We start from the raw sequence: 13,509 nt of genomic DNA on the forward strand, positions 1-13,509 counted from the left end.
GGGTTCGTCTTGAGGGTTCGCGACCCGGCGACCCATGAGGAGTTTGCTGCCAAGCTTGCAGTCCCCGGCGACTACAAGCAGCCACGGCTCGAGCAAGAGCTGCTGTATACATCCAAACTTCGTCCAGCTAAATCGCTCTTTGTTTGCCCGATGTCAGTCGGCCTTTCTGCGCCGCCGCCGGGTATGCCGGATGCCGAAGAAGACTTTGTTTGCTTTATAGCCCCCTGGGTTACGGGGAGGACCTTGGAGCAGTATCTCCAAGAGGACTCGCTCGAGATCGATTTTGTCTGCAGTGTAGCAATGCAGGTGCTTCGAGCTATCACCTACCTCAAGCGGGTTGAGTTGAAACATGACGATCTGCACGTGGGCAACGTCATGATTTCTCAGGTGCCAGCGGAATTGGCTCTGCTCGCTGATGACGAGCATCGATTGGAAGTATCAATTATCGATTTGGGTAGTCTAAAACCATCCAATCAGACTACAAGCAAGAGCCGAGACGACAAAATCTGTTTTGTTCAGATATTGGTGGAGCTTTACAACGGTCTACATCGGAACCGTCGTGTCGCCTCCAGTCACCCTCACTTCATGCGCCGGTTCCTGCAGTTCATCGAAAAGTTGGTGGATGAGGACCAGGCGAGGCATTTTCCGATTGAGAACCAAATTGCCCAGGAGTTGCAAGTTCTTCAGCGTGAACTCGAAGAGGTGGAGATTGATGAGTCAAAGTTCCAGCCGTTTGAGGCCATTTCGGCCGAGCATTTAGCCGACGACGCGACGCTGCTGGAGCTTTTCGTTGAAACATTGCCGTGGATGCAGGACATCCAGGAGCGTAAACCTATCGTGCTCACTGGTCCACGCGGGTGCGGTAAGTCAATGATATTCCGCTATCTTGCAGTAAGAACACATTTGGGCTTACGTGCTCAGAATGCGGAACGCGGACGTGCAAGCCCTTTTGACTCTTTTGGGGTATATATCAGTTGCGCTGCACATCTTCAAAACAACCTTAGCTGGTTGGCTCGCAAGGAGGGGCGCGCTGAGCAGAGGGCGCATGAGATTGCAACTTACTTCCAATTGATAGTTGCTCGTGAGCTTCTAAAATCTCTTGGTATGGCCTATGCCGATTCAGTGGCGAACCGCGCTTTTCGACTAGATGAAGCTGGTTTCGATAATATCGTTGCACTTATCTCGTCGTACTTCAGTCGTCCCGTTGAATCGGCAAGACTGACCAATCGCAGTCGCATCCTTCATTTCGCAGATGACCTTGATGCCTTACGGGTTCAGCTCCATGGAACTTTGCTTCGAGATGGCGAATGGAACGATCATCTTCCGGATACGTTCCTTGCTGATCTAACTGGAAAGTTGGGATCTGTCTTCCCTTACTTCAAGAGGCATCAAGTGGTATTCCTGTTGGATGACTACTCGTCAAACCGAGTGCAGGAAGAAATTCAACGAATACTTAATAAGATAATTTTTGAGCGCGTTCCAACTCACTACTTCAAGATTTCCTGCGAGAAGTTCGGTTTTGATCCGGGCGATATCGATGGGGTCACACTAGAGGAGACGCGCGAGTTCACCACTATCGACGCAGGTAGCCGAGCTTTGGCGGACGTCGATGATCATGCTGCGAAACGGTTTGTGACGAACCTGATTGATCGACGGCTGAGCAGAGCTGGTTGGGCGGGGCGGGCAGAGAAGCTTATTGGATCTTCGGAACCATATGCTGATGATGTTCAGCTTGCCAGCTATATTCGCGAGCATGGCAGTACTCAGGGGCGTCGCTACTACTATCATGGGTTGCACGCTCTTGGGCGGCTATGGAGTGGCGATACCGCCACGGTTTTACAGATCGTTCGTGAGATGTTCGTCAAGGGAAGCGTGCAGCGCGATACCACGGCACCCATTACCAAGGCTGCTCAACACGAGGCGATCGTTTCTATCTCAAAGGCGTTCAAGGAGCGCGTGGATGGTTTGCATCCATTCGGAGCGCTAATGGCCAAGATTCTTGGACAGTACGGAGCGGCCGTCCGTGACGTGATGGTTAAGGGGCGACTGAACTCTGCGAAGGAGCCGTATCGACTTTACCGTCTGGAGATGACCAAGGATGAACCGAGATCGACGATTGCCTTGTTACGTGATCTTGACCCAGAGCTAGGATCTCTCGCGCGCGAGCTTCTCCGGCGAGCGATCTTTATTGAGCTACAAGACAGTCGCGCCAAGGAGGGGCTTTCAAAGCAAACTATGCGTTGGGAGTTGCGGCGAATATTCAATCCAGCATTCGGACTTTCGCTCAAGCGTGATAGTTATCTAGGGGTGCGCGACATTGAGGAGCTGCAAACATTCCTGACGGCTCCGGAGCGTTTTGCGGATCGAGCAAGGATGTCGTATGCCACCAAGAGCGGCGCGGATCGGTTCAGTGGGGAATTGTTCGAGGATACAGATGACTGACAAGCAGGCTTTCGTCAAACGAATTTGCTTTGACGATGTACAGGTGTCTCTTCCCGAAGTTGAACCGTGGGATGGAGATGAGGTTTCTCCCGATCTGCTAATTAGTGCCCTTGGTTTTGAGGATCGAGCTTCCGCTATCCCCCAATTGTTCGCTGAGCGCTTACCTCAGGGTGGGGCGGCTATTGCCTTGCTAGGTTGCTACGACATCAATACTCAGGACAACGAGGGTAATGGGGATGCCATCCGCGGGGCTCTGTCGCGTTTTTGTTCCGAAATTCGCACCTTCAGCGCCGAAAGTCCGCATGAGGTGCAATGCGCCGTGCAAGCTGCGCTGCAGGAGCTTCGGCAAAGCCGACAGAAAGTTCGCGTCGCTTTCGATATTAGCGGCGCATCAAGTACGTTGATCCTGTCCGTTCTTGCAACGCTCATTCCACAGGCACCGCGACTCGTACTCGACATCGTCTACGCAGAGCCAGAGGAATATGCTCCTCCGCGCTTCGAATATGAATCGAGGCTCGAGGAGTTGGTCCAAGAAGCCTTGTCGGATGGTGACGACAGCTCGTTTGCCGAGCAAGGTGTCTCCGATGTGGACGTCAACGAGCTGTATCCTGGTTTGAACGCAGAGAATCGCCCTGATCGAGTTATCGCGCTGCCCTCGTTACGCACATCTCGGTTGGTGCGCTGCCTTGCTCACATCAGCGATCAGCCACTTGTGTCGCCAGTGTCATCCATCTTCTGGATCCTTGGTGAGCCACCCGCGTCTTCCATGAGGTGGCGATTGGATCTGCAGCGTCGAATCGTAAATCGTCAGCTGGCAGTAATGGTAGGTAAGGAGCCTTCTGATACGACCGCTCCGTCACTATGTGAGCGCAACCACCATACTTGCAGTACGCGAGACTATCGCCAGACATTGGGCACTCTGGTCAGCCAGATTGATCAAAGCGCGGGATCGAACGTCTGGCTCATTCACATGGGATCGAAACTGCAGGCGGTTGGCGTCGCACTTGCGCTGCAGGTGCGTAACGAGGTCACAGTTCTGCGGGCGCGCCCAAAGCAGTTCAACGCTGGCAAGTACTCCAGTGGCGTTGGGACGCTGTGGCGATTGCACTTCGAAGACTTGGCAGGGGTTCTTGGCCGACTTCAACAGATCGGCGAGCTGGAATTGGAAACGAAAATTGAGACGTCACGTGAAAGACGTCCAAGTTGTTAGCGCTGTTTTTTTTGCGCTGTGAGAAGGTCCCATTCTTGGACCTTCTCGCGCACTAGATTTTGTGCATCGACTTCGCGCCAATCTGGGTAGCGGTGGGATCGAGGTACTGCCCATCGTTGCTTCCAGTAATCCGAGTACTCATCCACAGATAGTCTTTGGGGGGCTCCGAAAGAACCGCCTGCCATGCCAGAGTGGAGGTCGCTGACTAGGTTGAATAGATAGACTTCACGTTGCACGCCATGTGCAAGTAGGTCCAGCGGTAACCCAAGCAACATCAGCGCTTTGGTAACGTTTTGCCAGCGAACCTTGGGGCCGTTTCCATATCCGTTGGGTGTCAGCTGTCCATGGGCTACCAGCAAATCGCACATGCGATCGTAGAGATGCTCCAAATGGAGCATCCCGAATCCCTTCGTGTAACCAATCGGCTCCGCCAGCAGACGGCTATCGTATCGCAGGCGGTTGTACTGCGCGCTCTTGCCAAACGCGCTGGTCGTTGTAATCGCTACGAGCGGCTGCTGGATTTGTTGGCGTTGCATTGTCGTGCGCTTCGCCGCGTATCTTAGCCAGTACGCCTCCCGGATTGCGTCCGCTGCGAGTAGTCCCGCGCAAAGCTTGCCTCCTAGCAGGAAGCTATAAGGCGGGATCGCGCCGATGGTGTAGGCGTCCATCGTTTGGTTGACCAGCTCGAGTTTCCGACCAGCGGGAAACTCGAATAGTGTGTCTCGGCAGGCAAGGTCTGCCGGAGGGGATTGCAGTCCCAGGATACCAATCAGGCCGCCATGGGTTTCGTCCACTACAAGGAAGCGTAACCTGCGGCCGTATCCTTTCGAGTACGGCATGGACCAGCACGCACGAGCCAACGTCCACAGCTGCTCTTCCTCTGTCGTTTGCACCAGTCGGAGCGCGGGCTTTATTGCATGAACATCGATGTTCTGGCCGTTTTTGAACCAGTGACGGTGGCGCTCGAACAATGCCGCAAGCTTGCCACTGTATCCAATTCGCTCCCCAAGCCCGCGGGCAGCAACATGCAATCCTCGGACAAAGTCCTTGTTGCCGAACGTCAGAGCGTTGGTGCAGGCGGCGTGGGCTGAAACAATATCTGCGGCAAGCTGTTGTTTCCTAGATTCAAGCCATATGACTGCGCCTGAAGGGGCATGGAATGCCCCTTCAATGAGATTGGACGGAGTTCGGCGCACGTTACTGGTCATGGGGCGCTATTTGGCCAGAGGTGCGCGCGGAAGTCAAGCATGGGAAAAGCAACGCTAGTGCCGTGTCTCAGCATGCGACTTTCACGCGTGTAGCCTCATCGCCCGAGGTAATGTGCGGCGCCGCAAGAGTGCCTACCAATCGGTGTGATTCCCCAACGATGGGTTACGGGGCTATATCTCAAGCACTAATCCAGTACTGAAGGCCTGATTTTCCGCTGGGTGTCCTTTCGGTGCATATCCCCGTGGATTGCATATAACGCGACATGCGCCGACGCTGTAGTCGAAGCTGTCGTGCATATGGCCATGAATCCATAGATCGGCCAGTTGGACCACATCATCCATGCGGCTGGCATATGCAGACGTCAGCGGATCATCTTGATAGCGCGACGAGACACTCTTGGCCGAAGGGGCGTGATGGGTAACGACCACCCGCCTGTGCTGTGAAGGGGACATTAGTTCCGTGCGGAGCCAGTCGCGCGCGACGTGGTGCATCCGTGTCGTATCCCGCGGTTGCAACTTTCTGAACACCCCGTGCGATTCAAAACGAATGGCCCCGGTGAAGTCGGACATGCCTCGACCAGCGTAGCCTTCGGCGGTACGCACGTTTTCTTCTGTACCCCCGTACAAAGCGAAGTCTGTCCAGAGCGTGGCACCTAGGAACTCTACGTCCCCGATCACGAATCTATCCATGTCGAGGAGATGAACGTTCGACGTTGCCGCGCATGCCGCCCGCAGATCTCGCAGCACTCTGCTGTGCTCGCCTTTGTAGAACTCGTGGTTGCCAGGCACATAGATGACCGGCAGGCCACGACTCTGGGCTTCAATCCAAGGCATTCCTCGCTTGCCTATATGAATGTCACCAGCAAGCACGATGACATCAGCGCCCGTCGTGTCGATGTCGAGGGTAGTGAATTCGAGGTGCAGGTCACTTAGAACCAGGAGATTCATGCTTACTCGTGACGTCCTGGCTCACATCAGGAGGGATGTCGCTTGGGGCCGCTTCAGATTTTGCCTGCGGCTCTGGTTGGCGTCGGATGTAAGCCGGTACGATGCCTTGCTTTTCGAGGCGGCGTACTGCCGCGGCAACTGCCGCGTCCGCGCGCGTCAAAAATGTATCGCTGGTCATGAATCGGCCGAATTTGTCTGCCGGCATGGCTTGCTCCATTTGTCCTGCCCCCCAGATTACTCCGTCCACGCCTTCGCGGCAGCGCGTCTCTCCACAGGGCGATTGCAATAGCGTAGGTCGCGGGCATGGTGATTCATTGCCCCTAGGCCCGCTCACCAGATTGTCGGTCTGCCACGAAGCCGATCGCCTGCCGCCCGGCGCGCCGCGGCATCTTGGGCGCGGCGACGTGCTTTCCTGATGCCATCGCAGTCGCAAAAGCATCCTGGACCAAACGATGTGTTGCGCGCAGATCTAGGTCGCTCCGTCCTGCCAAGGCTTCTGCCGCGCTGGCGTCCAACTCAATGCGCTTGCCGGTGGCACGCTGCAGCCGCTGCACCTCCGCCAAAACAAGCAGCAACCGCTGCTCGGGCTCAGGTGCCGGGATGTCAAACACCTCTACGCGGCTCAATAGCGGGGAAGGCACAGCGTTGAGATCATTGGCCGTCAGGACGTAGATGATCCGACTGGCGTCAAACGCCATATGCAAGAACATGTCTTGGAATGTGCTTGCTGTCTCGGACTCAAGTAGATCCAGCAGTACAGGAGTTACCGGGTAGCGGACATCGCTACCAATCTTGTCCACTTCGTCCAAGATGAGCACAGGCGTCGCCGAGCTGCCACGGGCGAGCATCTCAATAACCATCCCAGGTCGAGCGCTGTGCCAGGCGCTATCGCCGCCCGTCAGTTGGAAGCTTGCCTGGGCACTTCCAGCGGACCACTTCCGCATTGGCACATTCAGAAGCTCTGCCAACTTCAGCGCAAAGTGCGTTTTTCCAATGCCTGGTGGTCCTGTCAGCAGGATCGGCCGAATCCGGAAATCCTTTGTCCGCATCGCACTGTTCAACGTGAGATCAATCCTGAGCTTCTCAATCGGCTCACTCAGGTTGCCGAACACGCTCCGCGCCGTTTCGAGCTTCTTCAGGGCAGATCGAACACGAGGTAGTGCGCGGTAGCCCTCATTGCTCCCGGCTCGCTCCAACAATGTCTCGGCGCACCGCCGCTGGCTGCGGTCTGCACCTTGCATGTGCTCGTTGGCGAGCGCCAGCGCTTCAGGCCCAAAAACCTGAATATGCCGGGGCCGAGCACGGCGAGGAGCGGGAACCACTTCTGCCGGCGTCGCCACAGCCGGTCCAGCAGATGAGGATTCATGCTCATCTTCTTTTATCACCGCAAGGTCCAGTTTGGCTTGTCGGGCAGCCTCAAGGACGGTGTGCGTGTTCGAGGGGATGAGCAGATGCCATGCCGCCGCACTACGCTGCTCGGACAGATCCCCTAAAGGAACAAATCCAGGTGGGTGCTCCGAAGGTTGCCGGGGAGCAGACATGATGATTCTCCATACGCGAATCAATGGCTTGCAGCCGCAGCCATCGAACCCGGCAACGCCGGGAGCCGAAGAAGCCCGAGGTCAGTCAGCTATTCGCGAGTGAGTTCGCTCTGACGGAGCGAACGCGCGGCTGCCGACATCGACCGCTGGGGTCGATTGGTGACGGCAGGTGTCTTTGGCAGCCATGGAGGTATGAAAGGTGTGATGCGGCTCGTGTAACCACGTTCTTGAACCATACAACACCAGGTAGGCTGAGGCTATCCGGCGAAGTACTGGACTTGGTTCGCAGCCGCGAACGTTGTGGTCGGACGACGTGATGGGCGGATGCGCTGCGCATCAAATGGTGCGGCGCATCATTTCGTAGAGCCGAAAAAGTGAGGGGAATGGCTCTGTAGTGCGGCTTCTCGCTGGGTAGCACCCAATCCAAACTTCGATATTTTCTAATCTACTTCGCTATTTTCTAATTATCTTCGCTACGCGGACAACGTCGATCAATGCCGGAACATTCTACAACTGGCGTTTTGGAGATGTCACAAGAAAAAACGGGGAAGGTTTTCACCCTCCCCGTTCGTGCGGCTAAAAAGCCTTTCCCGCTTGCTGCCTGACGACTTTTCACCATCATTCCCAGCTGGGTTTCATAGTGATTCTGCCGTCCAACCAATAGCATCCCATCAGCTTCAGCTCGTAGCCAGCTCGATGCAAGCGGCTCAGCCGTTGTATCCAGGCCGGCAGTCTGAACCACCAGTGCAACATCAGCGCAGGGTAGGCATCCGAGATCATCCAAAGACGCCCTTGGCAATTGTGCGTTTTCGCATTGCACCAAAGCGATCCCACACACGTGCCTTTTCTGGTGTACAGCGTCATCGACCAAGCTGCGTCTGGATGACTCGGAAGCGCGTCCAGAACAGCCCAGATCGCACCAGCTCCTCTGCCGATCTGTATTGCGCCCTTCATGATCCAGGAACCATATGCCTCGCTGCTCTCAGGGCGAAAATCAGGCCCTTCAGACAGGCAAGACAGGTTCAGCTCGACTTCAGGGATAAGGTTTGCAGACAACATGATGGCCTCCAATGAAAAAGGCCACTCGGGAGCGTCAATCGACGCCCCGCGAATGGCAGAACGTCGATCAACACCGGGCCATTCTATGCCTGCGATTTTGCGGAGCAAACAGGTATTTTTTTGCTGGTGATGCTGCGTCGTTTTCCGTCTGCAGCCCGGCCGTCAATTGCCACCCTGGGCGTCTCCCTGCGCTTCGCTTCGGGCCGGGCTCTCGTGCTGCGCATCGAGCCAGGCTGTGCCTGTCTCGCCCCGCCAGTGGCGGGCTTCCATCCCTGACGCTTCCGCTGGCCAGCCAGCGGTGCACCCCCTGTTGTGGCGCTCCTTCCAGGAGCGCAGTCCGACGAGCGGCAGCAACGACCGCGCCAGGGCCAGACCCGCGCCAGCGCTGCGCACTGTCACGTGTCTGGCTTGTCCTGTCACGGCCCTTGCCACGCCGCGCGAGGGTGCCGGCATCCGCCGCGCCAGCGCGCTACGCGCACTGTCACGTCGGCCGCTTCTCGGCCCCCTCGAAAACCGGCAGCACACAGCCCGTCAGCCGCGTCTGCATCCCCCCACAACCCCCGCACCTAGGGTGAGGGGGACTTGTGGGGGGATGCTTTGACGACGCGGCCGACAGGCTGTGTCTCACGCTGCCATCACCCCACCCTTCCCCAACCCCTTCCCGTGAGGGAAGGGGCTTATCTCCCCACCCCCCCGCCCGCCCCCAGGGGCGGGAGCGAGGAAGGTCCGAGCGAGAGGATCGCTCTCAACAACCTCTAAAGGAGATTCACCATGTCTTACCTGTCGCTGCGCAATGCCAACGTCGTGCGCTCCAAGACCCCGCTGGCCGATGACGACATCCGCCGCGTTGCGCCCTCCATCTTCGCGGACGGCAAGCACGAAAGCCGCTCCGATCGGTATACCTACATTCCCACCATCGACGTGCTGAACGGCCTGCGCAAGGAAGGTTTTCAGCCGTACATGGCAATGCAGACCCGCGTGCGCGACGATGGCAAGCGCGAACACACCAAGCACCTGTTGCGCCTGCGCCATGTTGACCACGTGGTCGACGTGGGGCAGGAGGTGAACGAAATCATCCTTTTGAATTCGCACGATGGATCAAGCGCGTACCAGATGCGCGCCGGTGTGCATCGCTTCATCTGCTCCAACGGCTTGGTGGTCGGCGACGATTTCGCGGACATCCGTATCCCGCACAAGGGCAACGTCATCGATCAAGTCATCGAGGGCGCATTCACTGTGCTCGATACCTTTGAGAACGTGAACACGCAGCGCGACGGCATGAAGGCGCTCACGCTCGACAGTGGCGAGCAGCAGGCTTTCGCGCGTGCCGCGCTCGCCTTCCGCTACGACGAGACGGTGGCACCCGCACCCATCACCGACACCGATCTGTTGAGCGTTCGCCGCATGGATGATCGCGCGCCCGACCTGTGGACCACGTTCAACCGCGTTCAGGAAAACATCATCAAGGGCGGTGTGCGTGGCCGCAATGCGACCGGCAAGCGCGTTACCACGCGCGCTGTGAACGGCATTGACCAGGACATCAAACTCAATCGCGCTCTGTGGGTGCTCGCTGAGGAAATGCGCAAGCTCAAGGCCTAGCCCATCGCGGCCAGCGCCCGGGCGGGCGCTGGCCGCTTCCCCTCTTCTCTCATTGGATACCCATCATGCAACGCAACCTGATTACCGTCCCTCTGTCCCGCCTTGTCGAATCCGACGCCAACGTGCGCACCGGTGAACTGCCGAACATTCCCGCACTGGCGGCCTCCATCCGCGTGCACGGCTTGATGCACCCGCTCGTCGTTACCGAAGTCAAGCAAGGCCGCAAGACCTGCTATGCCGTCGCCGCAGGGCGTCGGCGCCGCGCCGCCATGGAACTACTGCGCGATCAGCGCGCGATTGATGCCGATCATGACGTGCTGTGCCTCGTTGCGGAGAACGAATCGGAGGCGTTGGAACTGTCCACAGCGGAGAACATCGAGCGCGAAGACATGCACCCCGCCGACGCCTATGAGGCCTTCCGCAAGATGGTGGACGCCGGCACCAGCATCGAGGACGTGGCCGCGCGCTTTGGCGTCACGCCCGCAGTCGTGCAACGGCGCTTAAAACTCGCCAAGGTATCGCCTGCGCTGATCGCCGCCTATCGTGCCGAGGATATGTCGCTCGAACAACTGATGGCAATGACCGTCACTGACGATCACGCTGCGCAGGAACAGGTGTGGAACTCCCAGCCGCACTACGAACGCACGCCGGAAAAGTTGCGCCGCGCGCTGCTCGGACAGGACACCGTGCGCTCCGATAGCCCTCTTGCCGCCTATGTCGGCAAGGATGCCTATCTCGCGGCGGGCGGGCGCACGCAGGTGGACTTGTTTGAGTCCACCGCCTACTGGCTTGATGGCGCGCTCACGCGTGATATGGCACTGGCCAAGATGGGCGCGGAGGCCGAGGCGATCCGCGCCGCCGAGGGCTGGGCATGGGCGCTGGCGCTGCTGAATCCGAGCTACAGCGATATGGAGGCCTTCGGGCGCGCGCCGACAACCCTGCGCGAACCGACCAAGAAGGAAGCCGCCACGATTAAGAAGCTCGACACCCGCAAGACCAAGATCGAGCGTGACATGGGCGACATTGAAGAACGAGGCGAGGAAGAATCCGAGGCGTATGCAGCGCTGTCCGACGAATGGGACCGCATCGAGGGCGAACTGAGCGACCTGCAAGACCAGATGCAGGTGGTGGCCGACAAGAGCCTCGCGGGCGTTGTGGTTCTCTTCCAGCACAACACCGTCAAGATTCTGCGCGGCGCGATCAAGCCCGACGACCGCAAAGCCGCCGCCAAGATCGAGCGGGCCGCCACGCGCGCCGCATTCGGTGCCGGTGACGGCACCGATGCTGCACCCGCACCCACCCTTTCAGAAAAGCTCACCCGTGCCCTGACCGCGCAACGCACCACGGCACTGCAGGCGGTGCTGATCGAGCGCACCGATGTTGCGCTCGCCACGCTCGCTTATGGGCTGGTTTCGTCGCTGTGGTCGGAACGCTATTGGCGTGCCAACGCGGTCGGCGTGCGCACCACCGACATGCGCCACACCGTCACACAGGCCGATGCCAGCATCGAAACCTCGCGCGCGTGGCAGCAGATCGAGGCCGCAAGCGAAGCTTGGAAGGCCCGCCTGCCGGAAGAACTCGATGCGCTGTGGCCGGTGCTGCTGGCGATGCCGCGCGACGAACTGCTGTCGCTGCTGGCCTTCTGCACTGCTGTGACGGTGAACGGCATCCAGCCGCGCGCGGGCGAGCACGAAACCGATGCGATCGCGCAATCCGTCGCGCTCGACATGGCCGACTGGTGGGAGGCCACCACTGAGAGCTACTTGTCGCACGTGCCCAAGGCACAAGTGCTGGCCGCAGTCACGGAAGGCGTCGGTGCCGCCGAGGCGGCACCGCTCGCCGCGATGAAGAAGGGGCCAATGGTGGAGGCCGCCGCGCGCGCGCTCGCAGGCAAGCGCTGGCTGCCCTCCGTCCTGCAAGCCAGCGCTACGCCTTAGAAAAAAACGGCCCCGCCCGCTCGCGCGGGCAACCCGACAAAGGTGGTCCGAGCCGAGTGCTCGGACCACGCAAGCCACAATCTATTGAAGACCAATCATGACCAAGACCACCGCAGCCAAGTCCGACAAAAACGAACTGATCCGCCATGCCATCACAGCATGCGGCTACCTCGTGCGCTGGGGTTCCCGGCTGACCTTGCCCGAGTTTGCCGCAGCGATCCGCCGCCACTCGACGGACCAACGCGCCGAAGCCGTGGCCGCCGCGCTGGAGTCGGCCACGGGCTTTGTGGCCCGAGACTGGCGCGGCTTGCGCGCGAACTGGCAATGCTGAACGTCTCTGGCCCCGGCCAGCGTGCCGGGGCTGTCATCTGCCCCATCACCGCAGGGAAACACCATGCTCAAGTCCCAAGACGATGCTACCCGCGCAATCAACCTCGCCGCGCGAAACCTGGAAACCACGACGGCGGCCATGCAAAGCAGCGCCGCACTGTGCCTGCTCGATGCGCGCGACCTGATGGCGCGCGGCAATCATGACCAGGCTGTGTGCCGTGCGCGCGATTCGCTCGCGTACAGCGTCGGCATTTTTCATCCCGACTACAAGACCGCAGCCACGATCTAGCGAGACCCATCATGAGCGACTTGGTAAAGAGCGTCAGCATCGCCAATCTGGCGAGCCAGCGCGCGGCAGTGGTGGAACGTGTGCGCCAAGCGCTGGACCTGCTGGGCGAGGCCCAGAAGCTGGCCAGCGGCGCGCATATCGGCTTTCCGCGCCTCGTCATTGACAACAGCTATTCGAGGCGCGGCACCGTGTGCGTGACGGGCGACTACGCGAAGCGTGACGAGGCGGAAACCTGCATCCTGCACACCATCGACGCCGAGGGCTGGAATTACCTGCTTCAGGAGTCGGGGCTGCGCACCTTGATGGATGCCACGGCCCGCGATACGTGGGCAAAACAGATTGCCGAGGGCGAGGTGCCCGAACTGACCGCCGCCAACATCGAGGCGACGTTCGGTCAACTCTACGAGGCGCGCGGCGACATGTTCGAGCGCGGCGTCCTGCAATGCTTCCGCCGACTTTCTTGGGACTACAAGACCAATCAGCCATTCAAGTTCGGCAAGCGGGTCATCGTGACGGGCCTGATGACAGGCGGCTATGCAGGCAGCCGCGCGACGAACGAACTGGACGATCTGATGCGCGTCTTCCACGTGCTCGACGGCCAGCCCGAAGCGGACCACAGGAACGGCATGCACGCGCTGATTTCCGGCGCGCGGCACGAAAGGCGCAGAGAAGCCGAAAACGCCTATCTGCATTTGCGCTGGTTCAAGAACGGGAACGGGCATGCCACGTTCAAGCGGCCCGATCTGGTGGACAAGCTCAACCTCATCTTGGCCAAGCACTACCCGGCCGCGCTCGCGGCCGAGCGGAGGCGGTGATGGGCTTTGCGCTCGATTTCGTATGTCCCTTTGAAACGCGACCGCCCGAGGTGCCGCCGTAGGATCAGGCCGTCGTCATGCCTGGATCGCGCAGCCGCCCAGCTGAGACGCCGGCGGCCGCCGGCGCCCCA

12 protein-coding genes are annotated in these 13,509 nt (G+C 59.1%); 7 read left to right on the forward strand and 5 right to left on the reverse strand.

Going from position 1 to position 13,509, the window contains the following annotated elements; translation table 11 throughout:
* The coding region (locus C404_RS58175) for an ORC-CDC6 family AAA ATPase (RefSeq protein WP_021197821.1) at nucleotides 1–2,442 on the forward strand (2,442 nt) is incomplete at its 5' end.
* Nucleotides 2,435–3,652, forward strand: a complete 1,218-nt coding sequence (locus tag C404_RS58180) for a hypothetical protein (RefSeq protein ID WP_012435747.1) — start codon at nucleotides 2,435–2,437, stop codon at nucleotides 3,650–3,652. The genes C404_RS58175 and C404_RS58180, both read left to right, overlap by 8 nt.
* Here the strand turns inward: C404_RS58180 and C404_RS0130640 are convergent.
* From C404_RS0130640 to C404_RS60360, 5 genes are all read right to left on the reverse strand, one after another.
* On the reverse strand, nucleotides 3,649–4,860 hold the full coding sequence (locus C404_RS0130640; RefSeq protein WP_012435748.1) for a Druantia anti-phage system protein DruA: 1,212 nt from the start codon (nucleotides 4,858–4,860) through the stop codon (nucleotides 3,649–3,651). The genes C404_RS58180 and C404_RS0130640 overlap by 4 nt on opposite strands.
* Before the next feature lie 171 nt (nucleotides 4,861–5,031).
* The gene (locus C404_RS58185) at nucleotides 5,032–5,808 is read right to left on the reverse strand and encodes a metallophosphoesterase (protein ID WP_012435749.1); all 777 of its coding nucleotides are present in this window, start codon (nucleotides 5,806–5,808) and stop codon (nucleotides 5,032–5,034) included.
* On the reverse strand, nucleotides 5,786–6,013 hold the full coding sequence (locus tag C404_RS59775; protein ID WP_012435750.1) for a hypothetical protein: 228 nt from the start codon (nucleotides 6,011–6,013) through the stop codon (nucleotides 5,786–5,788). The genes C404_RS58185 and C404_RS59775 overlap by 23 nt, the downstream gene beginning before the upstream one ends.
* 115 nt (nucleotides 6,014–6,128) lie before the next feature.
* Nucleotides 6,129–7,349 carry an AAA family ATPase gene (locus C404_RS0130645; protein ID WP_012435751.1) on the reverse strand — a complete coding sequence of 407 codons (1,221 nt, stop codon included), beginning with the start codon at nucleotides 7,347–7,349 and terminating at the stop codon, nucleotides 6,129–6,131.
* A 618-nt stretch (nucleotides 7,350–7,967) separates the two neighbouring features.
* A complete protein-coding gene (locus tag C404_RS60360) occupies nucleotides 7,968–8,408 on the reverse strand; it encodes a hypothetical protein (RefSeq protein WP_004636209.1) in 441 nt (146 codons plus the stop codon).
* Between the two features lie 771 nt (nucleotides 8,409–9,179).
* Here C404_RS60360 and C404_RS58195 point away from each other — a divergent pair.
* From C404_RS58195 to C404_RS58215, 5 genes are all read left to right on the forward strand, one after another.
* Entirely contained in the window at nucleotides 9,180–10,007 is an 828-nt protein-coding gene (locus C404_RS58195) for a DUF932 domain-containing protein (protein WP_004636206.1), read from the forward strand.
* 65 nt (nucleotides 10,008–10,072) lie between these two features.
* Nucleotides 10,073–11,944 (forward strand): ParB/RepB/Spo0J family partition protein, encoded by a 1,872-nt coding sequence (locus tag C404_RS58200; RefSeq protein ID WP_021197827.1) that lies wholly within the window; start codon nucleotides 10,073–10,075, stop codon nucleotides 11,942–11,944.
* A gap of 97 nt (nucleotides 11,945–12,041) precedes the next feature.
* Nucleotides 12,042–12,275 (forward strand): hypothetical protein, encoded by a 234-nt coding sequence (locus C404_RS58205; protein ID WP_004636925.1) that lies wholly within the window; start codon nucleotides 12,042–12,044, stop codon nucleotides 12,273–12,275.
* A 63-nt stretch (nucleotides 12,276–12,338) separates the two neighbouring features.
* Nucleotides 12,339–12,563 (forward strand): hypothetical protein, encoded by a 225-nt coding sequence (locus tag C404_RS58210; RefSeq protein ID WP_004636923.1) that lies wholly within the window; start codon nucleotides 12,339–12,341, stop codon nucleotides 12,561–12,563.
* Between the two features lie 11 nt (nucleotides 12,564–12,574).
* Entirely contained in the window at nucleotides 12,575–13,378 is an 804-nt protein-coding gene (locus tag C404_RS58215; RefSeq protein WP_004636921.1) for a DUF4942 domain-containing protein, read from the forward strand.
* Nucleotides 13,379–13,509 lie beyond the last annotated feature (131 nt).

Origin of the sequence: Ralstonia sp. AU12-08 (assembly GCF_000442475.1) — a bacterium.
Taxonomy (GTDB): Bacteria; Pseudomonadota; Gammaproteobacteria; order Burkholderiales; family Burkholderiaceae; genus Ralstonia; species Ralstonia insidiosa.

What these genes read in the sequence shown, in the direction of transcription:
- C404_RS58185 (WP_012435749.1), bottom strand. Translation starts at nt 5,808, where the DNA reads ATGAATCTCCTGGTTCTAAGTGACCTGCACCTCGAATTCACTACCCTC.
- C404_RS0130645 (WP_012435751.1), bottom strand. Translation starts at nt 7,349, where the DNA reads ATGTCTGCTCCCCGGCAACCTTCGGAGCACCCACCTGGATTTGTTCCT.
- C404_RS58180 (WP_012435747.1), top strand. Translation starts at nt 2,435, where the DNA reads ATGACTGACAAGCAGGCTTTCGTCAAACGAATTTGCTTTGACGATGTA.
- C404_RS58195 (WP_004636206.1), top strand. Translation starts at nt 9,180, where the DNA reads ATGTCTTACCTGTCGCTGCGCAATGCCAACGTCGTGCGCTCCAAGACC.
- C404_RS59775 (WP_012435750.1), bottom strand. Translation starts at nt 6,013, where the DNA reads ATGCCGGCAGACAAATTCGGCCGATTCATGACCAGCGATACATTTTTG.
- C404_RS58200 (WP_021197827.1), top strand. Translation starts at nt 10,073, where the DNA reads ATGCAACGCAACCTGATTACCGTCCCTCTGTCCCGCCTTGTCGAATCC.
- C404_RS0130640 (WP_012435748.1), bottom strand. Translation starts at nt 4,860, where the DNA reads ATGACCAGTAACGTGCGCCGAACTCCGTCCAATCTCATTGAAGGGGCA.
- C404_RS60360 (WP_004636209.1), bottom strand. Translation starts at nt 8,408, where the DNA reads ATGTTGTCTGCAAACCTTATCCCTGAAGTCGAGCTGAACCTGTCTTGC.
- C404_RS58210 (WP_004636923.1), top strand. Translation starts at nt 12,339, where the DNA reads ATGCTCAAGTCCCAAGACGATGCTACCCGCGCAATCAACCTCGCCGCG.
- C404_RS58215 (WP_004636921.1), top strand. Translation starts at nt 12,575, where the DNA reads ATGAGCGACTTGGTAAAGAGCGTCAGCATCGCCAATCTGGCGAGCCAG.
- C404_RS58205 (WP_004636925.1), top strand. Translation starts at nt 12,042, where the DNA reads ATGACCAAGACCACCGCAGCCAAGTCCGACAAAAACGAACTGATCCGC.